Raw genomic sequence first — 25,900 nt, 5'->3', positions numbered from 1 at the left:
CAGGTTTTATCTGTCAGACAGCCGATCATCACCAGGGGAATACTGTGAAGAATTGGACGCTCCGCCGACGTATCCTGGCCAGCTTCGCGGTCGTGATCGCGATCATGTTGCTGATGGTGGTGGTTTCCTACATCACCCTGCTCGCCGTCGAGCGTGATTCGCGCCGCGTCAGCACCGACGCCATGCCGGGCACCTATGCGCTGACCACGGTGCGCTCCTCCTGGACCGACACCATGCTGCGCACCCAGGCCCTGGTCGGCCTGGGCGACGGCAAGCCGCTGGATGCCGCCGGCCGCCAGGGCTTCCGCGAGCTGCACGAGACCCTGCTGCAGCGCATCGCCACCTACGAGTCCACCGTGCACGAGTCGGCCGACCGCGAGCTGCTGGCCCGCTACAAGCAGCAGGCAGTGGATTTCCAGGCGCAGCTGGAGCAACTGCTCGACCTCTACGACAAGGACCACGAGGCCGCCCGCCAGTCGCTGCTGCATGATCTGCTGCCGGCCTGGGAGAAGGGCCGCCAGACGCTCAACGAGCTGATCGCGCTGAACAAGCAGATCGCCGATTCGGCGGCCATCGCCATCGTCCACCTGGTCGAGGTGGCCGAGGTCACCATGCTGGTCTCGCTGTTGCTGGCGATTTTCGCCGCCGGCGTCCTCGGCCTGCTGCTGATGCGCGCCATCACCGGCCCGGTGGAGAAGGTGGTGAAGACCCTCGAGACCATGAGCGGCGGCGACCTCACCGCGCGCCTGGCGCTGGAGCGCAACGACGAGTTCGGGGTGATCGAGAGTGGCTTCAACGGCATGGCCGAGGAGCTCAAGGCCCTGGTGGCGCAGGCGCAGCGCTCGGCCATCCAGGTCACCACCTCGGTCACCGAGATCGCCGCCACTTCCAAGCAGCAGCAGGCCACCGCCACCGAGACCGCCGCCACCACCACCGAGATCGGCGCCACCTCGCGGGAGATCGCCGCCACCTCGCGCGATCTGGTGCGCACCATGACCGAGGTCTCCAGCGCCGCCGAGCAGACTTCCACCCTGGCCGGCTCCGGCCAGCTGGGCCTGGCCCGCATGGAAGAGACCATGCACCAGGTGATGGGCGCCGCCGAGCTGGTCAACGCGAAGCTGGCGATCCTCAACGAGCGCGCCGGCAACATCAACCAGGTGGTCACCACCATCGTCAAGGTCGCCGACCAGACCAACCTGCTCTCGCTCAACGCCGCCATCGAGGCGGAGAAGGCCGGCGAGTACGGCCGCGGCTTCGCCGTGGTGGCCACCGAGGTGCGTCGCCTGGCCGACCAGACCGCGGTGGCCACCTACGACATCGAGCAGATGGTCCGCGAGATCCAGTCGGCGGTGTCCGCCGGGGTGATGGGCATGGACAAGTTCTCCGAGGAGGTGCGCCGCGGCATCGCCGAGGTCGGCCAGGTCGGCGAGCAGTTGTCGCAGATCATCCACCAGGTGCAGGCCCTGGCGCCGCGGGTGCAGATGGTCAACGAAGGCATGCAGGCGCAGGCCACTGGCGCCGAGCAGATCAACCAGGCCCTGGTGCAACTGGGCGAGGCCACCGGGCAGACCGTGGAGTCGCTGCGCCAGGCCGGTTTCGCCATCGACGAGCTGAACCTTGTGGCCAATGGACTGCGCAATGGCGTCTCGCGCTTCAAGGTCTGAGGCCGGCGGGCGGCTGTACCTGCAGTTCCGCCTGGGCGCCGACCGCTACGCGCTGGACGTGCATGAGATCGTCGAGGTCCTGCCGCTGCGGCGCTTCAAGCAGGTGCCCGAGGCACCGGCCTGGGTGGCCGGGCTGTTCGTCCACCGCGGCGAACTGCTGCCGGTGCTCGACCTCAGCCAGATCGCCTGCGGCCGCCCGGCGCCGCGGCACACCAGCACGCGCCTGGTGCTGGTGGACTACCGCTTCGCCGGCAGCGGCCCGCAGCGGCGCCTGGGGCTGATCCTGGAACAGGCCAGCCAGACCTTGCGCCGCGACCCGGCGGCCTTCCGCGACTACGGCCTGGAGCCGGTCGAGGCGCGCTACCTGGGGCCGGTGCTGGAAGACGCCGAGGGCCTGCTGCAGCGCGTGCAGGTGGACGAACTGCTGCCCGAACACGTGCGCGAACTGCTCCTGGCCCAGGGTGAACGGCCATGAGCGACGAGCGTTTCAGCCAACTGCTCAAGGCGCGCATCGGCCTGGACGCGGAGTCGGTGGGCGAGGCGGTCATCGCCCGCGCCGTGCGCCAGTGCGCCAACCGCAGCAGCGGCGGCGACCTGGAGGCGTACTGGCAGCGCCTGCAGGGCTCCGCCGAGGAACAGCAGGCGCTGATCGAGGCGGTGATAGTCCCGGAGACCTGGTTCTTCCGCTACCCCGAATCCTTCGCCGCCCTCGGCCGCCTGGCCCTGCGCCGGCAGCTGGAGCTGGCCGGCGCGCGGCCCCTGCGCCTGCTCAGCCTGCCCTGTTCCACCGGCGAGGAGCCGTACTCCATCGCTATGGCCCTGCTCGACGCGGGGCTGCCGGAGGCGGCCTTCCAGATCGACGCCCTGGACGTCAGCCCGGCCTCGCTGGAGCGCGCGGCCCATGGCGTGTACGGGCGCAACTCGTTCCGCGGCAGCGAACTGGGCTTCCGCGACCGCTACTTCCATGCCGAGGGCCCCGACTACCGCCTCGACGAGCGGGTGCGCCGCCGCGTGCGCCTGCGCCGCGGCAACCTGCTGGCGCCCGGCCTGCTGGCCGAGGAGGCGCCCTACGACTTCCTGTTCTGCCGCAACCTGCTGATCTATTTCGACCGCGACACCCAGGAACGCGCCGTGCAGGTGCTGCTGCGCCTGGTGCGCGAGGACGGCGCGCTGTTCATCGGCCCGGCCGAGGCCAGCCTGACGTCGCGCCCGGGGCTGCGCGCGCTGGGCGTGCCGCAGTCCTTCGCCTTCCTGCGGGTGGCGGCGGAACCCGAGGCGCCGGCGGCCAGGCCGCGCCCCACCATGCAAACCACGCCGCCGCCGACAGTGGCGCCGCGCCCGGCACCGCGCCGCGCGCCTTCGCCGCCACCCGCCAGGCCGGCGGTAGCGCCGCCGAGCGGTGCCGAACAGGGCCTGGCGGAAATCGCCCGGCTGGCCAACCAGGGCCAGACGGCCCAGGCCCGCGCCGCCTGCGAGGCCTACCTGGCCCAGCACGGCCCGGCGGCCCAGGCCTATTACTGGCTCGGCCTGCTGGCCGATGCCGAGGGCCGCAACGAACAGGCCCAGGGCTACTACCGCAAGGCGCTGTACCTGCAGCCCGACCACCAGGAAAGCCTGCTGCACCTGGCCGCCCTGCTGGCCGCCCGCGGCGACCGGGAAGGCGCGCGACGCCTGCAGGAGCGCGCCGCGCGAGGAGTGAAGCGCGATGCCTGAGCAGCGCTACCACCTGCATCCGGAGGCCGCCGAACAGGCGGTGGACGACTGCTGGAACCGCATCGGCATCCGTGGCGACAAGTCCTGCCCGCGGCTGGCCGAACACATCCACTGCCGCAACTGCCCGGTCCACGCCGCCGCCGCCGTGCGCCTGCTGGACCGCTACGCACTGGGCGCCGAAGGCGAGCAGGCCGCCAGCGTCGAGGACGATGCGCCGCCGGGCGATGCCTACCTGCTGTTCCGTCTCGGCGAGGAATGGCTGGCCCTGCGCACCCTGGCGCTGGCGGAGGTGGCGCCGAACTGCCCGGTGCATTCGCTGCCGCACCAGCGCTCGCCGGTCGTGCTGGGCGTGGCCAACGTGCACGGCGCGCTGGTCGCCTGCCTGTCGCTGGCCGAACTGCTCGGCCTGGCGCCTTCCGCCCCGCGCGAGGACGAGGGCCGCCGCCTGCCGCGCATGCTGGTGCTGGCCACCGACAGCGGGCCGGTCCTGGCGCCGGTGGACGAGGTGGATGGCATCCACCCGCTGGCGCCGGGCCAGGCGCGCGTCGCCGCGGCGGCCGGCAGCCGTTTCACCCACGACGTGCTGAAGTGGCGCGGGCGCAGCGTGCGCCTGCTCGACCACCAGGCCTTGCTTGCCGCCGCCGCCCGGAGCCTGGCATGACCCCCGAGCAGATGAAGGACGCCTCGCTGCTGGAACTCTTCCGCCTGGAGGCCGAGGCCCAGGCCCAGGCGCTCGGCCAGGGCCTGCTGGCGCTGGAGCGCGAGCCGCGCCAGGCCGCGCAACTGGAGGCCTGCATGCGCGCCGCGCATTCGCTCAAGGGCGCCGCGCGCATCGTCGGCCTGGACGAGGGCGTGCAGGTCGCCCACGTCATGGAGGAATGCCTGGTGGCCGCCCAGGACGGCCGCCTGCTGCTGGGCGCGGAGCACATAGATGCGCTGCTGGCCGGCACCGATATCCTGCTGCACATCGCCGACGTCCAGGCCGAGCGTGCTGCCCAGGCGCGCGCGGCGGTGCCCGGCCTGGTGCAGCGCCTGGAGACACTGCTGGGCGCGGAGCCTGCGCAGCCCGCCGCACCTGTCGCCGCCGAAGCGCCGCCGGCTGCGCTGCCAGAGCCGCCGGCCGAAACCGCCGAGCCGGCGCCCGCCGCAGTCGAGAAAAAGGGCGAGGAGGGCACCGGCCGGGTGCTGCGCGTCACCGCCGAGCGCCTGAACCAGTTGCTCGACCTTTCCAGCAAGGCCCTGGTCGACTCCCAGCGCCTGCAACCGCAACTGGCCTCGATGCAACGCCTCAAGCGCCTGCAGGCCACCGCCAGCCGCCTGCTCGACGGTGCCCGCGACGCCGCCGGCGCCAGCCTCGACCCGCAGGCCCAGGCCTTCCTCGCCGATGCCCGGCGTCTGGTCGGCGAGTGCCAGCAACTGCTGGGCGAACAGATGGCCGAGCTGGACGAGTTCGCCTGGACCAGCTCGCAGCGCGCCCAGACCCTCTACGACAGCGCCCTGGCCTGCCGCATGCGGCCCTTCGCCGACGTGCTCGGCGGCCAGGCGCGCATGGTCCGCGACCTCGGCCGCGAGCTGGGCAAGTCGGTGCGCCTGGAAGTGGACGGGGTGTCCACCCAGGTCGACCGCGAGGTCCTGGAGAAACTCGAAGCGCCGCTGACGCACCTGCTGCGCAACGCCGTCGACCACGGCATCGAGACGCCGGACGCGCGGCGCCGGGCCGGCAAGCCGGAGCAGGGGCTGATCCGCCTGCTGGCGCGGCACCACGCCGGCATGCTGGTGCTGGACCTGCGCGATGATGGCGCCGGCGTCGACCTGCAACGCCTGCGCGAAGGCATAGTGCGCCGTGGCCTGTCCACCGGGGAGACGGTCGCGCGGCTGTCCGAGGAAGAGCTGCTGGCCTTCCTCTTCCTGCCCGGCTTCAGCCTGCGCGAGCAGGTCACCGAGGTCTCCGGCCGCGGCGTCGGCCTGGACGCCGTGCAGCACATGGTGCGCCAGCTGCGCGGCGGCATCCGCATGGAGCAGGTGGCGGGGCAGGGCAGCCACTTCCACATCGAGGTGCCGCTGACCCTCTCGGTGGTGCGCAGCCTGGTGGTGGAAATCGGCGGCGAGGCCTACGCCTTCCCCCTGGCGCACATCGAGCGCATGCGCAGCCTGGCGCCGGAGGAGATCGTGCAGATCGAGGGCCGCCAGCAGTTCTGGCACGAGGGCCGGCACGTCGGCCTGGTGGCCGCGCACCAATTGCTGCAGCGCTCGGAAGGCCGCGCGCCGGAGGGCGACATCCCGCTGGTGCTGATCCGCGAGCGCGACACCCTGTACGGCGTGGCGGTGGAGCGCTTCATCGGCGAACGCACCCTGGTGGTGATGCCGCTGGACGCGCGCCTGGGCAAGGTCCAGGACGTGTCCGCCGGCGCCGTGCTGGACGACGGCACGCCGGTGCTGATCCTCGACGTCGAGGACATGCTGCGCTCGGTGGACAAGCTGCTGGCCAGCGGCCGCCTGGAGCGCATCGACGCCGGCAACCGCCAGGGTGCGGCGCTGCGCAAGCGCGTGCTGGTGGTGGACGACTCGCTCACCGTGCGCGAGCTGGAGCGCAAGCTGCTGGCCGGCCGCGGCTACGACGTGGCGGTGGCGGTGGACGGCATGGACGGCTGGAACGCCCTGCGTTCGGAGCGCTTCGACCTGGTCATCACGGATATCGACATGCCGCGCATGGACGGTATAGAACTGGTCGGGCTGATCCGCCGCGACGCCCGCCTGCAAGCCCTGCCGGTCATGGTCGTGTCCTACAAGGACCGCGAGGAGGACCGCCGCCGCGGGCTCGATGCCGGCGCCGACTACTACCTGGCCAAGGCCAGTTTCCACGACGAGGCCCTGCTGGATGCGGTGGTCGATCTAATTGGAGGTGCGTAGGGTCGGCTCCCGTTTCGGCGCGGCCGCGACGGAGCCGCATTTTGCGCAGAGCAAGGCGCGAGGAGAGAGGTTTGGTTATTCCAAATGAACGACGAGTAACGCGGCGCTGCGCAAAATGCGGCCCGTCCCTTCGGGTTGCGCGGCAACGCGGCTCGCGCCGAAACGGGAGCCGACCCTAAGATGAGGATTGGCATCGTCAACGATATGCCTCTGGCGGTGGAAGCGTTGCGCCGGGCCTTGGCCTTCGAACCCACGCACCGCGTGCTCTGGGTCGCCAGCAACGGCGCCGAGGCGGTGGAAATGTGCGCCGCGCAGACCCCCGACGTGGTGCTGATGGACCTGCTGATGCCGGTGATGGACGGTGTGGAGGCCACGCGGCGGATCATGGCCGCCTCGCCCTGCGCCATCATCGTGGTCACCGTGGACCTGGAGCAGAACCTCTCGCGGGTGTTCGAGGCCATGGGCTGCGGCGCGGTGGACGCGGTGAACACCCCGGCGCTGGGCGTCGGCGACTCCCTGGAGGCGGCCCGCCCGCTGCTGCGCAAGCTGCAGAACCTGGCCTGGCTGTCGGCCCCGGGCAACAGCCGGCCGCGCAGCGAGGTCGCCGTGCGCGAAAACCCGGCCAAGGCCCGCCGCCTGGTGGCCGTGGGCGCCTCGGCCGGTGGTCCGGCGGCCCTGGCCGAGTTGCTGGGCCTGCTGCCGGCGAGCTTTTCTGCGGCCATGGTGGTGGTGCAGCACGTGGACGAAGTGTTCGCCGCCGGCATGGCCGAATGGCTGGCCAGCCAGGCGCGCATCCCGGTGCGCCTGGCGCGCAACGGCGAAGTGCCGCAGCCCGGCTGCGTGCTGCTGGCCGGCACCAACGACCACATCCGCCTGCAACGCAATGGCGAGCTGGCCTACACCGCCGAACCCTGCGGGCACATCTACCGGCCCTCGATCGACGTGTTCTTCGACAGCGTGGCCGACAACTGGGTGGGCCAGGCCACCGGCGTGCTGCTCACCGGCATGGGCCGCGACGGCGCCCAGGGCCTGAAGCACATGCGCGAACGCGGCTTCCTGACGCTGGCCCAGGACCAGGCCAGCAGCGCCGTCTACGGCATGCCCAAGGCCGCCGCGGCGATCGGCGCCGCCACCGAGATCCGAGCCCTGGGCGACATCGCCCGGCGCCTGGGCGAACTGTACGGCTGACATTCCGGAGGCAGCGCCAGCGGCGCCACGACGACGATGAACCCCAAGCATAGCGAGAACCCCTTGATCACTCCGGACGACACCGCGGTCATGGTCCTGCTGGTCGACGACCAGGCCATGATCGGCGAGGCCGTGCGCCGCGCCCTGGCCGAGGACGGCGGCATCGACTTCCACTTCTGCTCCGACGCCACCCAGGCCATCGAGCAGGCCCTGCAGATCCGCCCGACGGTGATCCTGCAGGACCTGGTGATGCCCGACACCGACGGCCTGGAGCTGGTGCGCCAGTACCGCCGCCACCCGCAGACGCGCGACATCCCGATCATCGTCCTGTCGACCAAGGAGGAGCCGCAGGTCAAGAGCGCCGCCTTCGCCGCCGGGGCCAACGACTACCTGGTCAAGCTGCCCGACGCCATCGAACTGGTGGCGCGGGTGCGCTACCACTCGCGCTCCTACCTTGCCCTGCAGCAGCGCGACGAGGCCTACCGCGCCCTGCGCGAGAGCCAGCAGAAGCTGCTGGAGACCAACCTGGTGCTGCAGCGGCTGATGAACTCCGACGGCCTCACCGGGCTGTCCAACCGCCGCCACTTCGACGAGTACCTGGAAATGGAATGGCGCCGCGCCCTGCGCGAGCAGAGCCTGCTGTCGCTGCTGCTGATCGACGTCGACCACTTCAAGGCCTACAACGACACCTTCGGCCACGTCGCCGGCGACGAGGCGCTGCGCCGCGTGGCCGGGACCATCCGCGAAAGCTGCGCGCGCTCCTCCGACCTGCCGGCGCGCTACGGCGGCGAGGAGTTCGCCATCATCCTCCCGGGCACCTCGCCGGGCGGCGCGCGGCTGCTGGCGGAAAAGCTGCGGCTGACCGTGCAGGCCCTGGGCATCGCCCACGAGCAGCCGGATTCCGGCGCGGTGCTGACGGTCAGCGTCGGCGTGGCGACCCTCACCCCGGGGCAGGGCGAAAGCTGCCTGCGGCTGATCGAACACGCCGACCGCGCGCTCTACAACGCCAAGCACGGCGGACGCAACCAGGTGGGGGTGGACGGCGGCGCAACCGGCTGACGCACAGCCGCCCACGGGCGGCTTTCTCGGGTATACTTCCGGGTTTTTCCACGCCATTACCCGTGAGTGCTGACCGCCATGGAAATCCAACCGATCCTCAACAGCATCAAGGACCTCTCCGACCGTACCCAGTCCATTCGGGGGTATCTTTGACTACGATCTGAAACATGATCGTCTGATCGAAGTAAACCGCGAGCTGGAAGACCCGGCGGTCTGGAACAAGCCCGAATACGCCCAGAACCTGGGCCGCGAGCGCGCCATGCTGGCGCAGATCGTCGAGACCCTCGACGAGCTGACCGGCGGCCTGGCCGACTCCCGCGACCTGCTCGACATGGCGGTCGAGGAGAACGACGAAGGCGCCGTCGGCGACGTCGAAGCGGAAGTCCAGCGCCTGCGCGAAATCCTCGAGAAGCTGGAATTCCGCCGCATGTTCAGCGGCGAGATGGACCCGAACAACGCCTACCTGGACATCCAGGCCGGCTCCGGCGGCACCGAGGCCCAGGACTGGGCCAACATGCTGCTGCGCATGTACCTGCGCTGGGCCGACAAGAACGGCTTCGACGCCGAGATCGTCGAGCTGTCCGAGGGCGAGGTCGCCGGCATCAAGGGCGCCACCGTGCACATCAAGGGCGAGTACGCCTTCGGCTGGCTGCGCACCGAGATCGGCGTGCACCGCCTGGTGCGCAAGAGCCCGTTCGACTCCGGCAACCGTCGCCACACCTCGTTCACCGCGGTGTTCGTCTCGCCCGAGATCGACGACAACATCGAGATCGAGATCAACCCGGCGGACCTGCGCATCGATACCTACCGCTCGTCCGGCGCCGGCGGCCAGCACGTGAACACCACCGACTCCGCGGTGCGTATCACCCACGTGCCGACCAACACCGTGGTGGCGTGCCAGAACGAACGCTCCCAGCACGCCAACAAGGACACCGCCATGAAAATGCTGCGGGCCCGGTTGTACGAGCAGGAGATGCAGAAGCGCACCGCCGCCTCGCAGGCGCTGGAAGACACCAAGTCCGATATCGGCTGGGGCCACCAGATCCGTTCCTACGTGCTCGACCAGTCGCGCATCAAGGACCTGCGTACCGGCGTGGAACGCAGCGATTGCGACAAGGTGCTTGATGGCGACCTCAACGAATACCTGGAAGCCAGCCTTAAACAGGGCCTGTAGACCGCACCCCGTAGGAGCGAGCTTGCTCGCGAACCCGCTGAAGAGCTTCGCGAGCAAGCTCGCTCCTACAGTTGTTATCCCTAATTGAATGAATCGACGCCAGGCAGATAGAACGACCATGAGCGACCAACAACTCGACCAGCACGAGCTGCAACAGGAAGAAAACAAGCTGATCGCCCAGCGCAAGGAAAAGCTTGCCGCCGTGCGCGAGGCCAGGGCCATCGCCTTCCCCAACGACTTCCGCCGCGACGCCTATTTCGCGGACCTGCAGAAGCAGTACGCCGACAAGACCAAGGAAGAGCTGGAAGCCGCAGCCATCCCGGTCAAGGTCGCCGGTCGCATCATGCTCAACCGTGGCGCCTTCATCGTCCTGCAGGACAGCAGCGACCGCCTGCAGGTCTACGTCAACCGCAAGACCCTGCCCGAAGATACCCTGGCCGAGATCAAGACCTGGGACCTGGGCGACATCATCGGCGCCGAAGGCACCCTGGCTCGCTCCGGCAAGGGCGATCTGTACGTCGACATGAGCAGCGTGCGCCTGCTGACCAAGTCGCTGCGCCCGCTGCCGGACAAGCACCACGGCCTGACCGACACCGAGCAGCGCTACCGCCAGCGCTACGTCGACCTGATCGTCAACGAGGAAACCCGCCACACCTTCCGCGTGCGTTCCCAGGTGATCGCCCACATCCGCCGCTTCCTGTCCGAGCGCGGTTTCCTCGAAGTGGAAACCCCGATGCTGCAGACCATCCCCGGCGGCGCCGCGGCCAAGCCCTTCGCCACCCACCACAATGCGCTGGACATGGCCATGTTCCTGCGCATCGCCCCGGAGCTGTACCTCAAGCGCCTGGTGGTCGGCGGCTTCGAGAAGGTCTTCGAGATCAACCGCAACTTCCGCAACGAAGGCGTCTCGACCCGGCACAACCCCGAGTTCACCATGCTCGAGTTCTACCAGGCCTACGCCGACTACGAAGACAACATGGACCTGACCGAGGAACTGTTCCGCGAGCTGGCCCAGGCGGTGCTCGGCACCACCGACGTGCCCTACGGCGACAAGGTCTTCCACTTCGGCGAGCCGTTCGCCCGCCTGTCGGTGTTCGACGCCATCCTCAAGTACAACCCGGACATCACCGCGGCCGACCTGCAGGATGTCGACAAGGCCCGCGAGATCGCCAAGAAGGCCGGCGCCAAGGTCCTCGGCCACGAAGGCCTGGGCAAGCTGCAGGTGATGATTTTCGAGGAGCTGGTGGAGCACAAGCTGGAACAGCCGCACTTCATCACCCAGTACCCCTTCGAAGTCTCCCCGCTGGCCCGCCGCAACGACCGGGACCCGAGCGTCACCGACCGCTTCGAGCTGTTCATCGGCGGCCGCGAGATCGCCAACGCCTACTCCGAGCTGAACGACGCCGAAGACCAGGCCGAGCGCTTCATGCTGCAGGTCAAGGAGAAGGACGCCGGCGACGACGAGGCGATGCACTACGACGCCGACTTCATCAACGCCCTGGAATACGGCATGCCGCCCACCGCCGGCGAAGGCATCGGCATCGACCGCCTGGTGATGCTGCTGACCGACTCGCCGTCGATCCGCGACGTGATCCTGTTCCCGCACATGCGCCCGCAGGCGTAAGCGCTGGAGCAAGTGGAGAAGCCGCCTTAGGGCGGCTTTTTCGTGCCTGAGGGCAAGGCTCTTCGTAGGAGCGAGCTTGCTCGCGAACGGTGCTTGCCGGGGATTTGGGCGCTGGGTTTGAGAGCGCCCTCTCCCTAACCCTCTCCCTGAAGGGAGAGGGGACTGTTCGGTGTGTTTTGATATTCCTGAGTCAGCCGGTAACCACGAGATTGCCGGCTAAAGCCACTCTTCCCGTTGGCACGGACAAGCCCCCTCTCCCTTCAGGGAGAGGGCTGGGGAGAGGGTGCGGAGGCCACCTCATGCACCCACATACCCGGGAGGCACCCCGCCCCAATTGATTCCCCAAGCAAAAGCCCGAACAATGCGCCATCGCCCGCGAGCGGAGGAAAGACCGTGCCCCGAGCAGTTTCCAGAGACAGCGCCGCCCAGGCCGCCAGTGCGGTGGCCGAGAGTGTCCAGTACCAGGGCCGCAAGGCCGCCCGCCAGGGCAGCGAGCAGCGCCGCCAAGCGATCCTCGACGCGGCCATGCGCATCATCGTCCGCGAGGGCGTGCGGGCCGTGCGGCATCGGGCGGTGGCGGCCGAGGCGGACGTGCCCTTGTCGGCCACCACCTACTACTTCAAGGACATCGACGACCTCATCACCGACACCTTCGCGCTCTTCGTCGAACGCAGCGCCGAAGCCCTGTCGGCCTTCTGGGCCAGCGTCGAGGGCGACCTGCAGGCCCTGGCCTCCGGCCTCACCGGCAGCCCCGAGGCGCGCCGCGAGCTGGCCGACCGCATCACCGAGCTGGCCATCCAGTACGTGCGCGTGCAGCTCACCGAGCGCCGCGAGCACCTGCTGGCCGAGCAGGCGTTCCGCCAGGAGGCGTTGCTCAACCCGCGCCTGGAACAGCTGGCGCAGAGCCACAGGCGCATCCTCTCCCTGGGCGTGGTGCACTTCTTCGAGGTGCTCGGCTCGCAGCAGCCGGAACAGGACGCCAAGGTGTTGACGGCCATCATCCTGCAGATGGAGTATCAGGGCCTGCTGGATGGCGTGGAGCACCTGGACACCGTGGAAATGCGCGCCATCCTGACCCGCTACCTGTACCTGGTGCTGGGCCTCTGAAGCCCGCCGACGACCCCATATGGCGTGCCGCACGCGGCCCCTGAGGAGACTTCGATGAAAGCCTGGCGCGCCTTGCTGCTGTTGAGCATCTTCCTGCTCGGCGGTTGCCTGGTGACCTTCAAGGAGCCGATCCCGGCGAAGGAGGCCGCGCCCAAGCAGTTGCTCGGCCAGTGGTCGCGGATCGACGAATACGGCGAGGAACAGTTCCTCGAGATCAGCCGCACCGGCGAGGGCCTGTACCGCGCCTTCAGCTACTACGACGACAGCGGCAACACCGACAGCGCCGAGGACCTGCCCTTCACCGTGGTCCACCACGGCCAGCGCTGGTACCTGTCCGCCGAACTGCCCAAGAGCCAGGGCGGCAACTACGTGCTGGCCGGCTTCGAGATCACCGACAAGGACGAGCTGGTGGTCTACTCGCTGGACGTCGAGCAGATCCTCCAGGCCATGGCCAAGGGCACCCTGCAGGGCCAGAAGGTGGACAGCGAGCAGGGCGCCGGCGCCCTGGTGGCCAGCCCCCTGGGCGACGTCCTGGCCTACCTGGACGAGCCCGCCAACGCCGAAGTCTTCAACGAAGCGCTACGCTTCCAGCGAGTGACTCCGGGAGAACGCCCATGAACCCGCGGCGCAAGAAAAGCACGCCCAGCGAGTACCAGCAGATCATCCGCGGCCTGTCCGACCGCCTGGTGGAGGCGCAGACGCCGATCCGCGTGCTCGATGCCATCAAGTGGGACGACAGCGTGCGCGCGGACTTTCTCAAGGGCCGCGGCAAGCACGCGCCCAAGGTCGACCGTGGCTACTACGACGGCCGCCCGCTGGCCTTCGACGGCAACGCCAAGAAGCAGGAATTCCAGAACCTGGAGCGCGACATCACCCGCCAGCTCGGCCAGTTCAACCCGGTGGGGCAGATCATGCGGCGCATGTGCCGCGAGTACCGCATGGTCATCCGCATGCTGGAGGCGCGCGGCACCCAGGACTTCGGGCTGATCTCCCAGGAACTCTACGGCTCGGCCTCCGACGCCTTCCACGCCGGTGACCCGACCCTGGCCGACCTCGGCCTGATGCTCTCGGACTACCTGAACAACATCGCCGACCGCGGCGACCTCAAGGACGAACCCAAGACGCTCACCGCCAAGGAAGCGGTGGCCATGCTGCAGGAGCGCCTGAACAAGACCTTCGGCGAGGCCGAGGACACCATCCGCGTGTTCGAGTCCGACGGCATAGTCGCCGACGCCGCGGCCGGCGCCGACTACATCAAGGTGCGCGCCGACGCCATGTTCAACGAGCGCGACGTGCGCGCCCTGGAAGTCCACGAGGGCCTGGTGCACGTGGGCACCACCCTGAACGGGCAGAACCAGCCGATCTGCACCTTCCTGGCCAAGGGCCCGCCGTCCTCCACCGTGACCCAGGAGGGCCTGGCCATCCTCATGGAAGTGATCGCCTTCGCCTCCTACCCCACGCGCCTGCGCAAGCTGACCAACCGCACCCGCGCCATCCACATGGCGGAGGAGGGCGCGGACTTCCTCGAGGTGTTCCACTTCTACCGCGAGCAGGGCTACAGCCAGGAAAGCAGCTACCAGAACGCCAGCCGGGTGTTCCGCGGCTCCACGCCCGGCGGGCTGCCGTTCACCAAGGACCTGTCGTACCTGAAGGGCTTCATCCTCATCTACAACTACATCCAGCTCGCCGTGCGCAAGGGCAAGCTGGAGCAGATCCCGCTGCTGTTCTGCGGCAAGGCCACCCTGGAAGACATGCGCACCCTGCGCCAACTGGTGGACGAGGGCCTGGTGGTGCCGCCGAAGTACTTGCCTCCGCAGTTCCGCGACCTCAACGCGCTGTCAGCCTGGATGTGCTTCTCCAACTTCCTCAACCACCTGAGCCTGGACCGCATCGAGGCGGACTACGCGAATATCCTCTGACGCCATGCCGACCCGTTCAGGCTCCGTAGGATGGCGTTGAGCGAAGCGATACCCATCGATGGGAATCGCTCCGCTCGTCCCATCCTACGAAAGCGCTTCCGTGCTACCGGTGTGGGAGCGATCCCGGCCCCAAGGATGACCCGACCATGACCCACCGCTTCAAGGCCGCCGCGCTGTCCCTGCTGCTTCTGCTCGGCGGCTGCAGCTCGCTGCTGTTCTACCCCAGCCCCGACGTGGCCATCACCCCGGCGCGGGCCAAGCTGGACTACCGCGACGTCACCCTCACCACCGCCGACGGCGTCAGGCTCGCCGGCTGGTGGCTGCCGGCCAAGCCCGGGGTGCCGGTCAAGGGCACGGTGCTGCACCTGCACGGCAACGGCGGCAACATGGCCTGGCACCTGGGGGCCACCTTCTGGCTGCCGGAACAGGGCTACCAGGTGCTGATGCTCGACTACCGCGGCTACGGCCATTCCCAGGGCGAGCCCAGCCTGCCGGCGGTGTACCAGGACATGGACGCGGCCTTCGCCTGGCTGGACAAGGCCCCCGAGGCCCAGGGCAAGCCGCTGATCCTGCTCGGCCAGAGCCTGGGCGGCGCCATGGGCGTGCACTATCTGGCGCAGCATCCCGAGCGGGTGAAGCAGCTCAAGGCCGTGGTGCTCGACGGCGTGCCCGCCAGCTACCGCGAAGTGGCGCGCTACACCCTGGGCACTGCCTGGCTGACCTGGCCGCTGCAGATTCCGCTGTCCTGGTTCGTGCCCGATGGCGACAGCGCGATACGCGCCATGCCGCGACTTTCTGGCGCACCCGTGCTGTTCTTTCACAGCATCGACGATACCATCGTGCCCCTGGACAACGGCCTGAGCCTGTACAAGGCGGCGCGGCCGCCGAAAGTCTTCCAGCTGACCCGCGGCGGGCACGTGGAAACCTTCGGCGAACCGACCTGGCGCGAAGTGATGCTGCGCTTCCTCGACGACCCGCAGCACTTCAGCGGCCTGCGCCGCCTGGCCGAAGTCCCCAACACCGATCCGCCGGCCGAGCCGGCCAGCCAGTCCCAGGGCAAGCCATGACCACCAGCACCGACCGCAACATGATCCCGTACATCCTCACCGCCATCGGCAGCATCATCGTCAGCGTGGGCACGCTCTGGTACTACGGCTACCTGCACTTCGCCAAGGAGCAGGACGCCCTGCTGCTGGCCGAGTTCACCATGCTCAAGAGCATTCCCGGGCAGGACGTGAAGCTCTCGCTGGAGCCGGCCAACCAGATCGCGCAATGCATCGACGGCGTACTGGTGCTGTTCGACACCACCCAGAAAGGCCTCTCCGGCGTGCTGGTGGACAACAGGAAGCACGCCGTGCGCTGCGCCGGCGAGGAAACCCCGCAGGAAGTCCGCTGACGGCATGCTTCGGGGGCCAGGCTGGGAGCAACCTGGAGGGCGCGACCATGAGCAACCCCGAAATCCACGTCTGGCAGGGCGACATCACCACCCTGCGCATCGACGCCATCGTCAACGCCGCCAACAGCTCGCTGCTCGGCGGCGGGGGCGTGGACGGCGCCATCCACCGCGCCGCCGGCCCGGAACTGGCGAACCACTGCCGCAACCTGGGCGGCTGCAGGACCGGCGAGGCCAAGATCACCCCCGGCTTCCGCCTGCCCGCCGCCCACGTCATCCACACGGTAGGCCCGGTCTGGCGCGGCGGCGGCCACGGCGAGCCGGACCTGCTCGCCGCCTGCTACCGCAACAGCCTGGCGCTGGCCGAACAGTATGAGCTGGAGGGCATCGCCTTCCCGGCGATCAGCTGCGGCATCTACGGCTATCCCCTGGAAGCGGCGGCCAGCATCGCCGTCGCCGAACTGCGCCGCCAGCGCCCCGCCGGCAGCAGCCTGCAACGTCTGTTGCTGGTGCCTTTCGCCGAAGACATGGCCGAACTCTACCGACGCCTGCTGCGGGGTGGCGCCTAGGCGCCGACTACGCCGAGGTGCTCTTCGTAGGAGCGCGCCCTGCTCGCGAAATCGTCCTACATGGAAAGGGTGCGGGTGGGGCAGCGGATCTCATCCGCGAATCGCGCCGGTGGTTCCGGCCATCGCGGACAAGGTCCGCTCCTACGGTGGGATAGGTGTCGCACAGTAACCTGTAGGAGCGGGCCCTGCCCGCGAAATCGCGCGCAGGGCGCGCTCCTACATGGGAAGGGTGCGGGTGGGGCGGCGTAGGAGCAACTGTCTTGCGCCGAGGAGCTCGTAGGATGGGTTGAGCTTGCGATACCCATGCTGCCGTGGTGATGGGTATCGCTTCGCTCAACGCATCCTACGAAAAGCCGTGCTTCCTGGAACCGTAGGATCTCATCCGCGAAGCGCGCCGGTGGTTCCGGCTATCGCGGACAAGGTCTGCTCCTACATGGATAGCCGCGTCAGTAATCGCTATCCACCGACGACCGCGGCACCACCGGCTTGGCGTCGTTGGAGATGGTCACTTCCACCCGGCGGTTCTGCGCGCGGCCGGAGGATGTGGCGTTGCTCGCCACCGGGTAGTCCTTGCCGTAGCCGCGGGTGGTCACCCGCGCCGGGTCCACGCCCTGGGCCAGCAGGGCCATGCGCACCGAGTCGGCGCGGCGTTCGGACAGGCCCTGGTTGTAGCCGGCCGAGCCGCTGCTGTCGGTGTAGCCCTCGACCAGCACCTTGCGCTCGGGGTTCTGCTGCAGGTAGCTGGCCAGTTGCTGGATGTTGTGGCTGGCCTCGGGCTTCAGGTCGGCGCGGTCGAGGTCGAAGAGCACGTCGCCGAAGGTCACCAGGGTGCCGCGCTGGGTCTGCTTCGCCTGCAGCTCCTTGAGCTGCTGGGTGCGCACGTCCAGGCGGGCCTGGGTGCGCTGCGCCGAGGCGTTCTGCAGCTGCCCTTCGGCGCTCTTCAGGGCGATGGTCTGGTTGGCCAGGTTGATGCGCTGCTGCGTCAGGTAGGCCAACTGGTCCACGTCCTGCTGCTTCTCGCCGTCGCGGTAGGCCTTGTCGGCCTTGGCCAGCCAGTCGCCGGCGTCCTTGGTTTCCAGGGCCGCGAGCTGGGTGGCCTGGGGTTGCGCCTGCAGGGCGGAATAGTCGCTGCGGGCCTTCTCCAGGTTGGCGTTGGGCTCGTGGGCGCAGGCGGCCAGCAGCAGCGCCAGGCTGGAGAGGGCGGGGAGGGCGATGAGTTTACGCATGGCTGTCGTCCTTAATGATCCGGAGGGGGGAATGGGGAAGGGCGCCTACTGCTGTGGCTGCTGGAGCTTCTGCAGCCCTTCCTCGCGGATTTCCATCACGCCCTGCTGGGCGTCCTTGACGGCGTTCTGCGCCTTGACCGCCTGCGACTTGCGCTCGGCCACGCGAGCGTCCCATTCGGCCTGCTGGGCCAGGCGCCTGGCCTGCTCGTATTCCTTGTCGTTGAGGGCGATGCGCGCCTGGGCGAGCTTGTCCTGGGCGGTCTTCATCTCCAGCGGCGCGTACTGCGGGCCGCCGGCGCTGACCGCGGCGTTCACCGCCGATTCGGTGACCGCCATCTGTTCACTCGGCGGGTTGCCGGCGCAGCCGGCCAGGGCCAGGGCGCCGAGGCCGGCCAGCAGGCCCGTGCGCAGGAAGGCGAGGCGGGGTTGGTGTGTTTTCAGTTCCATTGTTCGAGTCCTCTCGTCTGGGGAACGCGGATTCTCAGCGGGCGGTGCCCGGCCCGGCCGTTCGCAGCCCTGCGCTGCGGCGTTGTCCCGTGATGGCCAGGTACTACTGGGGACTTGAGGACTTGTCCGAGGGTTCAAAAAAAATGGCCGCCCGGCGGGGCGGCCATGTCTGCGGCGCGGCTTTCAGAAGCGCAGGCGGAGCAGGCGCAGGCCGTTGAACACCACCAGCAGGCTGGCGCCCATGTCGGCGAACACCGCCATCCACAGGGTGCCCAGGCCGGCCAGGGTGAGGGCCAGGAATACAGCCTTGATGCCCAGCGCCAGGCTGATGTTCTGCACCAGCACGGCGTGGGTGCGGCGCGACAGGCGGATGAATTGCGGCAGCTTGCGCAGGTCGTCGTCCATCAGCGCCACGCCGGCGGTCTCGATGGCCGTGTCGGTGCCCGCCGCGCCCATGGCGAAGCCGATGTCGGCGCGGGCCAGGGCCGGGGCGTCGTTGATGCCGTCGCCGACCATGCCCACCCGCGCGCCGCCGGCCTGGTGCTGCTCGACCTCGCGCAGCTTGTCCTCGGGCAGCAGGTTGCCGCGGGCCTGGTCGATGCCCACCTGGGCGGCGATGGCGGCCGCGGTGTGCGGGTTGTCGCCAGTCAGCATCAGTGTCTTCACGCCCAGGCCGTGCAGCTCGACGAGGGCCTCGCGGCTGGTCTGCTTGACCGCGTCGGCCACGGCGAACAGGGCCAGCGGGCCTTCGTCGTCGAGCAGCACGATGACGGTCTTGCCCTGTTGCTCCAGGGCATCTAGGCGTGCTTCCAGCGCCGCCGAGCACAGCCCCAGTTCCTCCACCAGGCGATGGTTGCCCAGGTGGTGCAGGCGGCCGTCGACCACGCCCTTCACGCCCCGGCCTGGGATGGCCTCCAGCGCGTCGACGCCGTACAGCGCCAGCCCATCGGCCTCGGCGGCGCGGGCCACGGCCTGGGATACCGGGTGGTCGGAGCGTGTCGCCAGGCTTGCGGCAAGCACCCGGGCGCGCGCCTCGTCGCCGCGCAGGCCGTGGAAGTCGGTCTGCGTCGGGCGGCCTTCGGTGAGGGTGCCGGTCTTGTCCAGGGCCAGCCATTGCAGCTGGCGGCCCAGTTCGAGGAACACACCGCCCTTGATCAGGATGCCGACGCGCGCCGCCGCCGACAGGCCGCTGACGATGGTCACCGGGGTGGAGATCACCAGCGCGCAGGGACAGGCGATCACCAGCAGCACCAGGGCGCGGTACACCCAGTCGAGCCAGGCGCCGCCGAAGGCCAGCGGCGGGATCAGCGCGGTGGCGATGGCGATGAGGATCACCACCGGCGTATAGATGCGCGCGAACTGGTCGACGAAGCGCTGCGTCGGCGCCCGCGAGCCCTGGGCTTCTTCCACGGCGTGGATGATCCGCGCCAGGGTGCTGTCGTCGGCGCCGCGGCTCACCGCGTATTCCAGCGCGCCCTCGCCATTGATGCTGCCGGCGAACAGGGCTTCGCCGGCCTGTTTTTCCACCGGCAGGCTCTCGCCGGTGATGGGCGCCTGGTTGACGCTGGAGCGGCCGTCGACCACCTCGCCATCGAGGGCGATGCGCTCGCCGGGGCGCACGCGCACGCGCTCGCCCACGGCGACCGACTTGGCCGGCACGTCCTGCCACTGCCCGTCGCGCAGCACCGTGGCCTGTTCCGGGGCCAGTTGCAGCAGGCCGCGGATGGCGCTGCGCGCGCGTTCCAGGGAGCGCGCCTCGATCAGCTCGGCGATGGCGAACAGCACCGCGACCATGGCCGCTTCCGGCCACTGGCCGATGAGCATGGCGCCGGTCACGGCGATGCTCATCAACGCGTTGATGTTCAGGTCGCGGTTCTTCAGGGCGATCCAGCCCTTGCGGTAGGTCGGCAGGCCGGCGCCGAGGATGGCCGCCACGGCCAGGGCTGCCACCAGCCACTGCGGGCCGAGGGCGAACCACTCGCAGACTTCCGCAGCCAGCGCCAGCACCCCGGCCAGGGCCAGCGGCCACCAGGGCTTGTGCCTGGCCGGGGCGCTGGCGAGCGGCTGGCCGTCTTCCACGGCCTCGGCCTGCATGCCCAGGGAGGCGACCAGCTTCTGCAGCGGCTCCAGGCTGTCGAAGCGGTGTTGCACCTTGAGCAGGCGCTGCATCAGGTTGAATTCCAGTTGCTCCACCGCCGGCAGCTTGCCCAGGGCGTCGCGCAGCAGGCGCTCCTCGGTGGGGCAGTCCATGGCCTCGATGCGCAGGCTGCTCCAGCGCAGCTCACCAGTGGCGGCGGCTGCGGCGGCGAGCTGCGCCGGTTCGGCGTGGCGCGGGCGCTCGTGGTGGTGGTCATGCCCATGCTCGTGTTCATGGCGATGCACGGCGGCGGGGGCGTGGTCGTGGCAGCAGGGCCCGCATCCAGGCTGGCGGCTGTTGGCGTCGGTCATCAGGTCGTTTCCCATTTGACGGTATGCTTGCGATTGCACACCCTGTAGCAACTACAGAGTCAAGCGGTTCCGGGAGGAAAGGCTGATGAAGATCGGTGAACTGGCGAAACTGACCGGCTGCCCGGTGGAGACCATCCGCTACTACGAGCGCGAGGGCCTGCTGCCGGAGCCGGCGCGCACCGGCGGCAACTACCGGCAGTACGACAACGCCCACGTCGAGCGGCTGTCGTTCATCCGCCACTGCCGCTCGCTGGACATGACCCAGGAGGAAATCCGCATCCTCCTCGGCCTGCGCGACCGCCCCGAGTCCGACTGCGGCACCGCCAACCGGCTGATCGACGAGCACCTGCACCACGTGGAAGTGCGCATCGCCGAGCTGCAGTCGCTGCGCCAGCAACTGCAGGAGCTGCGCGCCCGCTGCAGCGGCAGCGGCAACAGCGAGGACTGCGGCATCCTCCGCGAACTGCAGCTGCCCGCCGAGCCCTCGGCGGTGCCGGAAGCCTGCGCCGAGGCCGGGCACCTGCACGTGCCCGGGGTGCATGGCCGGCATTGAGAAAAAACAGCGTAGGCATTCCCCTCGTAGCGGATTTATCCGCGATTGCGCCGGCAAGGGCGCTTTCAGGCCTGGCGACAGAGTCCCCGGAAGCCTCGTTCGCGAGCAAGAACTAGGCGTCCCCCTCGATCCTACGAAGAGCCGCTGGGCGCCTCAATCTTCCGGCCACATCCGCAGCACGCGGCTGTCGGCCGAGAGCAGGCGCAGTTCGCCCTTGTCTGTTATTTCCCAGCGCTGCACTTCGCCCAGCGCCTGGAAGAAGCGCTGCTCCTGCTCCATCAGCGCCGGCGCGCACATCCGCCGGGTGCTGCCGGGCTGGCCGAAGCTCAGCGTTTCGCCGTCCAACTGGTAGCTGGCGAACCAGTGGTTGCAGCCGGCGTTGCCGAAGGCGCGGCCCTGGCCGTCGAAGGTCAGGCTGACGTGGCTGCGGCCCACCAGCGGGCGCTTGCCGATCCATTCCACGCGGTAGGCCTGGTCGCTTTCCGGTTCAGTCGGGTGCTGGGCGCAGCCGGCCAGCAGCAGGGCGCCGAGCAGGGTCGTCAGTGTCTTGTTCATGGGTTCCCCCGGACCTGGCAGGCGGGGCAGAGGTGGCGGTCGCCGTCCACCGTCCAGCCCAGTTCGGTGATCCGAGCGGTGGCGGCGGGGGCGTGGGCGGGCTTGCCGAGGCTGGCGTCGACGGCGAACTCGAAGTCCAGCATGGTCCCGCAGCCGTCGCACTTGACCTGCCAGTTGAGGATCGACAGTTCCTTGAACACCGGGCCCTTGGCCACCGCGGTCCATTGCCCCGGCGGGTTGATCAGGTGGCGCACCTTGTCCACCGTCAGCGTCATGCTCAGGTCGCGGCTGCCCTTGAGGCTGACCAGCAGGGTGTCGCCGTTCTGGATCGAGCCACCGTTGCCGGTGACCTGGTAGAGGCCCGGCCCGAGCGCGCGGCATTCGTTCAGTGTGTGTTGCGGGTTGAGCAGGTTGTAGCGGAAATCGTGTTGAGCCATGGGTCCTCCGAAAGTCCGCCCATAGTAGGGGAAGTGGCCCGGACTCGCGACCGTGGCGGCGTGGCCACGGCCCCGGGGCTCAGGGGGCGACGAGGTTGACAGGGGCACCTTGGCGCCAGGCGCCGATGTTGTCCAGCGTAGTCCCGGCGATGGCCGCCAGCGCCTCGCGGGTGAGGAAGGCCTGGTGCGCGGTGATGATCACGTTGGGAAAGGTCAGCAGGCGCGCCAGCACGTCGTCCTGCAGCGGCAGGTCGGAGCGGTCGGCGAAGAAGATTTCCGCTTCCTCCTCGTAGACGTCCAGCCCCAGGTAGCCCAGTTGGCCGCTCTTGAGCGCCTCGATCAGCGCCGGGGTGTCCACCAGGGCGCCGCGGCCGGTGTTGATCAGCATGGCGCCGCGCTTCATGCGCTGCAGGCTGTCGGCGTTGACCAGGTGGCGGGTGGCGTCGTTGAGCGGGCAGTGCAGGCTGATGATGTCGGACTCGGCCAGCAGTTGGTCAAGGCCGACGAAACGCCCGCCGAGGGCCTCGATGGCCGGGTTGGGGTAGGGATCGTAGGCCAGCACCTGGCAGCCGAAGCCACGCATGATCTGCGCGAACACCTGGCCGATCTGGCCGCTGCCGACCACGCCGACGGTCTTGCCGTGCAGGTCGAAGCCGGTCAGGCCGTGCAGCGAGAAGTCGCCTTCGCGGGTGCGGTTGTAGGCGCGGTGCAGGTGCCGGCACAGGGCCAGGACCAGCCCCACGGCGTGCTCGGCCACCGCGTGCGGCGAGTAGGCCGGCACCCGCACCACGGTCAGGCCCAGGGCGTGGGCGGCGGCCAGGTCGACGTGGTTGTAGCCGGCCGAGCGCAGGGCGATCAGCCGCGTGCCGCCGGCCGCCAGTTGCTCCAGCACCGGCCGCGAGAGGTCGTCGTTGACGAACGGGCAGACCACCTCGAAGCCCATGGCCAGGGCGGCGGTGTCCGGGCGCAGCGGGCTCTGCTGGAAGTGCAGTTCGAAGCCGTGGCCGGGGTTGGCGGCGAGGAAGCTCTCGCGGTCGTAGTTCTGGCTGCTGAACAGGATGATGCGCATGGCCGGCCTCAATGGGTGTCGTGGGGCGTGCGCTGCCCGGTATGGCTTTCGGTGGCGCGGGTCAGTTCGCCGATGGCGTGGTCCAGGTCCTCCAGCGCGGCGCCGGCCTGCGGGTCGTTCTGCTTGAGCAGGGTTTCCGCGCGCTGGCAGGCGCCGCGCAGTTGCGGCACGCCGCAGTAGCGGGTGGCGCCGTGCAGGCGGTGCACGCGCTCGATCAGGGTGGCGCGGTCGTTGCGCTCGCGGGCCAGGCGGATGGCCTGGCGGTCGGCGGCCAGGGAGGCGAGCAGCATGGCCAGCATGTCGGCGGCCAGGTCGGCCTTGCCGGCGGCCAGGCGCAGGCCTTCCTCGGGGTCGAGCACGGCCAGGCCGTCGGCGGCGAAGCGCGCGCCCTGGGCCGCCACGCCGCGGCCGGCCAGGGCCAGGCCGGTCCACTTGAGCACCACCTGGGCCAGTTGGCGCTCGTCGATGGGCTTGGTCAGGTAGTCGTCCATGCCGCCCTGCAGCAGGGCGCGCTTCTCGTTGGCCAGGGCGTGGGCGGTGAGAGCGACTATGGGCACCGGGCTGACCTCGCGCTGGGCTTCCCAGTGGCGGATCGCCTCGGTGGCCTGGCGGCCGTCCATGCCGGGCATCTGCACGTCCATGAAGACCAGGTCGAAACGCTCGCGCTGCACCGCTTCCACCGCGGCCAGGCCGTTGTCCACCGCGGTGACTTCCGCGCCCAGGTCGCAAAGCAGCGTCTGCACCAGCAGCAGGTTGGCCGGGTTGTCGTCGACGCACAGCAGGTGCGGCACCTGGCGCTCGGCCCGCGGCGAGGGCTTGTCCTGGCGCGCCGGGCGCAGGTGCAGGAGCTGGTCGAGGGCGTGCTGCAGCTTGCGCGTGCAGGCCGGTTTGCTCTGCACCTGGCCCTCGGGCAGCACGGCGTTGTACTGCGACTGGTCGACGGTGGGGCAGAGCACCAGGGTCTTGCAGCCCTTGAACTCGAAGTCGCGGATGGTCTGGCGCAGCACGTCCGGCTGGCTGTCGGCGAGGTTGACGCCGAGCACCGCCAGCCCGATCGGCGCGCTGCCGGCGTCGGAGGGCTTGTCCAGGGCCGCGCGCAGGGCGTCGAGGTCCTCGAACTCGTGCACTTCCAGGCCGCAGTCCTCCAACTGGTGGTGCAGCGCGGCGCGGGTCAGCTCATGGGGTTCGCAGAGCGCCACGTGGTGGCCGCTGGGCGGCGCAGGCAGGTTGTCGTCGCTGTCCTCGCGGGCCTTGGGCAGGCTCAGGCTGATCCAGAATTCCGAGCCCTCGCCGGAGCTGCTGTCCACGCCTATCTCGCCGCCCATCTGCTCGATCAGGCGCTTGGAGATCACCAGCCCCAGGCCGGTGCCGCCGGCCTGCCGCGACAGCGAGTTGTCGGCCTGGCTGAAGGCCTGGAACAGCGCGCGCAGGTCGGCGTTGGTCAGGCCGATGCCGGTGTCGCGCACGCTGATGCGCAGCTGCGCGCGCTCGTCGTTCTCGTCCTCGAGCATGGCGCGCACGGCGATGGTGCCTTCGTGGGTGAACTTGATGGCGTTGCTCACCAGGTTGGTCAGCACCTGCTTCAGGCGCAGCGGGTCGCCCACCAGGTTCAGCGGGGTGTCGCGGTAGATCAGGCTGACCAGCTCCAGGCGCTTCTCGTGGGCGGCCGGGGCGAGGATGGTGAGGGTGTCCTGGACCAGCTCGCGGAGGTTGAACGGGATGTTCTCGAGGATCAGCTTGCCGGCCTCGATCTTGGAGAAGTCGAGGATCTCGCTGATGATCCCCAGCAGGCTCTCGGCGGACTTCTGGATGGTGCCCAGGTAGTCCTGCTGGCGCACGGTCAGGTCGCTTTTCTGCAGCAGGTTGGTGAAGCCGATGATGCCGTTGAGCGGGGTGCGGATCTCGTGGCTCATGTTGGCCAGGAACTCGGACTTGATGCGGCTGGCCTCCAGGGCCTCCTTGCGCGCCAGGTCCAGCTCGATGTTCTGGATCTCGATGGTCTCCAGGTTCTGCCGCACGTCCTCGGTGGCCTGGTCGATGTTGTGCTGCATCTCTTCCTGGGCGCTCTGCAGCGCCTCGGCCATGCGGTTGATGCCCGCGGCCAGCTCGTCCAGCTCGTGGCTGCCCAGGGCCGGCAGGCGGGTTTCCAGGCGGCCTTCCTTGAGCTGCGCGACGCCCTGGGCGATCTGCCCCAGGGGCGCGCTGATGGCGCGGCTCATGCGCAGGGAGAGCAGGGCGGTGACCACCAGCCCGGTGACGATCAGCAGCAGGCTGGTGAACAGGCTGCGGTAGCCGCGCAGCAGGGTGCCGTGGTGCGAGAGTTCCAGCTCGACCCAGCCGAGCAGGCGGTTGGCGTCCTCTTCCGGGGTGCTGGACAGGCTGCGGTGGCGGCCCAGCACCGGCAGCAGGAAGTGCGTAGTGTCCAGGCTGCTGACCAGGCTCAGGTGGCTGCCGTCGCCGCTGGGCATGGGGGTGAGGATGCTCGGCCCGGCATGCACCAGGCGCACGCGCTCGGGGTTGAGGAAGGTCACCGCGCGCACGTCGGGCTGGTCCAGGGCCTCGTTGGCGATCCGCTCCAGCAGCGGCAGGTCGCCGTGGTCCAGGGCGGAGGCCGACAGCGGGGCGAGCTGCTCGGCGATCAGCTGGCCGCGCTCGATCAGTTGCACGCGCATGTCCGACAGCTGCACCCAGGTGAAGTAGCCGCCCAGCACCAGCGTCAGCAGGCTGGTGGGCAGCAGGGTGAGCAGCAGCACCCGCCCCTTGATGCCGAGATCCTTGAACACGCGCGTCCTCCCAAACGGTTTCGGGGCAGTTTAGCGGGTCGCCGGGCGGGAATCCCGAACAT

23 protein-coding genes are annotated in these 25,900 nt (G+C 69.4%); 16 read left to right on the top strand and 7 right to left on the bottom strand.

The features are described from left to right. Window positions 1-44: 44 nt before the first annotated feature. From PcP3B5_RS23560 to PcP3B5_RS23490, 15 genes are all read left to right on the top strand, one after another. Window positions 45-1,664, top strand: a complete 1,620-nt coding sequence (locus tag PcP3B5_RS23560; RefSeq protein ID WP_061562556.1) for a methyl-accepting chemotaxis protein — start codon at window positions 45-47, stop codon at window positions 1,662-1,664. Beyond that, window positions 1,639-2,139: a chemotaxis protein CheW gene (locus PcP3B5_RS23555; RefSeq protein ID WP_061562555.1), complete on the top strand. Its 501-nt coding sequence runs from the start codon at window positions 1,639-1,641 to the stop codon at window positions 2,137-2,139. The genes PcP3B5_RS23560 and PcP3B5_RS23555 overlap by 26 nt, the downstream gene beginning before the upstream one ends. Further along, window positions 2,136-3,377 carry a CheR family methyltransferase gene (locus PcP3B5_RS23550; RefSeq protein WP_061562554.1) on the top strand — a complete coding sequence of 414 codons (1,242 nt, stop codon included), beginning with the start codon at window positions 2,136-2,138 and terminating at the stop codon, window positions 3,375-3,377. The genes PcP3B5_RS23555 and PcP3B5_RS23550 overlap by 4 nt, the downstream gene beginning before the upstream one ends. Beyond that, window positions 3,370-4,038: a chemotaxis protein CheW gene (locus tag PcP3B5_RS23545; RefSeq protein WP_061562553.1), complete on the top strand. Its 669-nt coding sequence runs from the start codon at window positions 3,370-3,372 to the stop codon at window positions 4,036-4,038. Before PcP3B5_RS23550 ends, PcP3B5_RS23545 begins: the two co-directional genes overlap by 8 nt. After that, window positions 4,035-6,287: a hybrid sensor histidine kinase/response regulator gene (locus PcP3B5_RS23540; RefSeq protein WP_061562552.1), complete on the top strand. Its 2,253-nt coding sequence runs from the start codon at window positions 4,035-4,037 to the stop codon at window positions 6,285-6,287. Before PcP3B5_RS23545 ends, PcP3B5_RS23540 begins: the two co-directional genes overlap by 4 nt. Before the next feature lie 180 nt (window positions 6,288-6,467). Further along, window positions 6,468-7,475: a chemotaxis response regulator protein-glutamate methylesterase gene (gene cheB / locus PcP3B5_RS23535; RefSeq protein WP_058073167.1), complete on the top strand. Its 1,008-nt coding sequence runs from the start codon at window positions 6,468-6,470 to the stop codon at window positions 7,473-7,475. A 36-nt stretch (window positions 7,476-7,511) separates the two neighbouring features. Beyond that, complete coding sequence (locus PcP3B5_RS23530) at window positions 7,512-8,534, top strand: response regulator (RefSeq protein ID WP_061562551.1); 1,023 nt, start codon at window positions 7,512-7,514, stop codon at window positions 8,532-8,534. 78 nt (window positions 8,535-8,612) lie between these two features. Continuing rightward, a protein-coding gene (gene prfB / locus PcP3B5_RS23525) for a peptide chain release factor 2 (protein WP_116422981.1) occupies window positions 8,613-9,708 on the top strand; the annotation gives its coding sequence in 2 pieces (ribosomal slippage) (window positions 8,613-8,684 and window positions 8,686-9,708; 1,095 coding nt in all). A gap of 118 nt (window positions 9,709-9,826) precedes the next feature. Continuing rightward, a complete protein-coding gene (lysS, locus tag PcP3B5_RS23520) occupies window positions 9,827-11,332 on the top strand; it encodes a lysine--tRNA ligase (protein WP_061562550.1) in 1,506 nt (501 codons plus the stop codon). A gap of 393 nt (window positions 11,333-11,725) precedes the next feature. Beyond that, window positions 11,726-12,439 (top strand): TetR/AcrR family transcriptional regulator, encoded by a 714-nt coding sequence (locus tag PcP3B5_RS23515; RefSeq protein WP_061562549.1) that lies wholly within the window; start codon window positions 11,726-11,728, stop codon window positions 12,437-12,439. 54 nt (window positions 12,440-12,493) lie between these two features. After that, the gene (locus PcP3B5_RS23510) at window positions 12,494-13,057 is read left to right on the top strand and encodes a hypothetical protein (protein ID WP_043271295.1); all 564 of its coding nucleotides are present in this window, start codon (window positions 12,494-12,496) and stop codon (window positions 13,055-13,057) included. Beyond that, entirely contained in the window at window positions 13,054-14,358 is a 1,305-nt protein-coding gene (locus tag PcP3B5_RS23505) for a flavohemoglobin expression-modulating QEGLA motif protein (RefSeq protein WP_043271293.1), read from the top strand. Before PcP3B5_RS23510 ends, PcP3B5_RS23505 begins: the two co-directional genes overlap by 4 nt. 146 nt (window positions 14,359-14,504) lie before the next feature. After that, window positions 14,505-15,425: an alpha/beta hydrolase gene (locus PcP3B5_RS23500; RefSeq protein WP_061562548.1), complete on the top strand. Its 921-nt coding sequence runs from the start codon at window positions 14,505-14,507 to the stop codon at window positions 15,423-15,425. After that, window positions 15,422-15,754: a PA3694 family proteiin gene (locus PcP3B5_RS23495; RefSeq protein WP_043271290.1), complete on the top strand. Its 333-nt coding sequence runs from the start codon at window positions 15,422-15,424 to the stop codon at window positions 15,752-15,754. Before PcP3B5_RS23500 ends, PcP3B5_RS23495 begins: the two co-directional genes overlap by 4 nt. Window positions 15,755-15,801: 47 nt before the next feature. Continuing rightward, window positions 15,802-16,320, top strand: coding sequence for an O-acetyl-ADP-ribose deacetylase (locus PcP3B5_RS23490; protein ID WP_061562547.1), 519 nt, complete (start codon window positions 15,802-15,804; stop codon window positions 16,318-16,320). 446 nt (window positions 16,321-16,766) lie between these two features. Here PcP3B5_RS23490 and lptF read toward each other — a convergent pair whose 3' ends face one another. The 3 genes from lptF to PcP3B5_RS23475 all read right to left on the bottom strand — a co-directional run bounded on the left by lptF (window position 16,767) and on the right by PcP3B5_RS23475 (window position 20,441). Then, window positions 16,767-17,546 carry a lipotoxin F family OmpA-related lipoprotein LptF gene (gene lptF, locus PcP3B5_RS23485; RefSeq protein ID WP_043314624.1) on the bottom strand — a complete coding sequence of 260 codons (780 nt, stop codon included), beginning with the start codon at window positions 17,544-17,546 and terminating at the stop codon, window positions 16,767-16,769. 45 nt (window positions 17,547-17,591) lie between these two features. Next, window positions 17,592-17,993, bottom strand: a complete 402-nt coding sequence (locus PcP3B5_RS23480; protein WP_043314625.1) for a DUF4398 domain-containing protein — start codon at window positions 17,991-17,993, stop codon at window positions 17,592-17,594. A 183-nt stretch (window positions 17,994-18,176) separates the two neighbouring features. Further along, window positions 18,177-20,441: a heavy metal translocating P-type ATPase gene (locus PcP3B5_RS23475; RefSeq protein WP_061563332.1), complete on the bottom strand. Its 2,265-nt coding sequence runs from the start codon at window positions 20,439-20,441 to the stop codon at window positions 18,177-18,179. 85 nt (window positions 20,442-20,526) lie between these two features. Between PcP3B5_RS23475 and cadR the strand changes: the two genes are divergently transcribed. Further along, entirely contained in the window at window positions 20,527-20,994 is a 468-nt protein-coding gene (gene cadR / locus PcP3B5_RS23470; RefSeq protein WP_009616544.1) for a Cd(II)/Pb(II)-responsive transcriptional regulator, read from the top strand. Window positions 20,995-21,147: 153 nt separating this feature from the next. On the opposite strand, the gene PcP3B5_RS23465 is transcribed toward cadR, so the two are convergent. From PcP3B5_RS23465 to PcP3B5_RS23450, 4 genes are all read right to left on the bottom strand, one after another. Further along, window positions 21,148-21,549, bottom strand: coding sequence for an META domain-containing protein (locus PcP3B5_RS23465; RefSeq protein WP_009616877.1), 402 nt, complete (start codon window positions 21,547-21,549; stop codon window positions 21,148-21,150). After that, window positions 21,546-21,986: a hypothetical protein gene (locus tag PcP3B5_RS23460; RefSeq protein WP_061562546.1), complete on the bottom strand. Its 441-nt coding sequence runs from the start codon at window positions 21,984-21,986 to the stop codon at window positions 21,546-21,548. Before PcP3B5_RS23460 ends, PcP3B5_RS23465 begins: the two co-directional genes overlap by 4 nt. A 79-nt stretch (window positions 21,987-22,065) precedes the next feature. Then, a complete protein-coding gene (locus PcP3B5_RS23455) occupies window positions 22,066-23,055 on the bottom strand; it encodes a 2-hydroxyacid dehydrogenase (RefSeq protein WP_043317768.1) in 990 nt (329 codons plus the stop codon). An 8-nt stretch (window positions 23,056-23,063) separates the two neighbouring features. Beyond that, window positions 23,064-25,838: a response regulator gene (locus PcP3B5_RS23450; RefSeq protein WP_061562545.1), complete on the bottom strand. Its 2,775-nt coding sequence runs from the start codon at window positions 25,836-25,838 to the stop codon at window positions 23,064-23,066. Between the last annotated feature and the right edge of the window lie 62 nt (window positions 25,839-25,900).

Source organism: Pseudomonas citronellolis (genome assembly GCF_001586155.1).
Taxonomy (GTDB): Bacteria; Pseudomonadota; Gammaproteobacteria; order Pseudomonadales; family Pseudomonadaceae; genus Pseudomonas; species Pseudomonas citronellolis.
The sequence above is the reverse complement of the archived record's forward strand: the minus strand, read 5'-3'. Positions and strand labels throughout refer to the sequence as shown.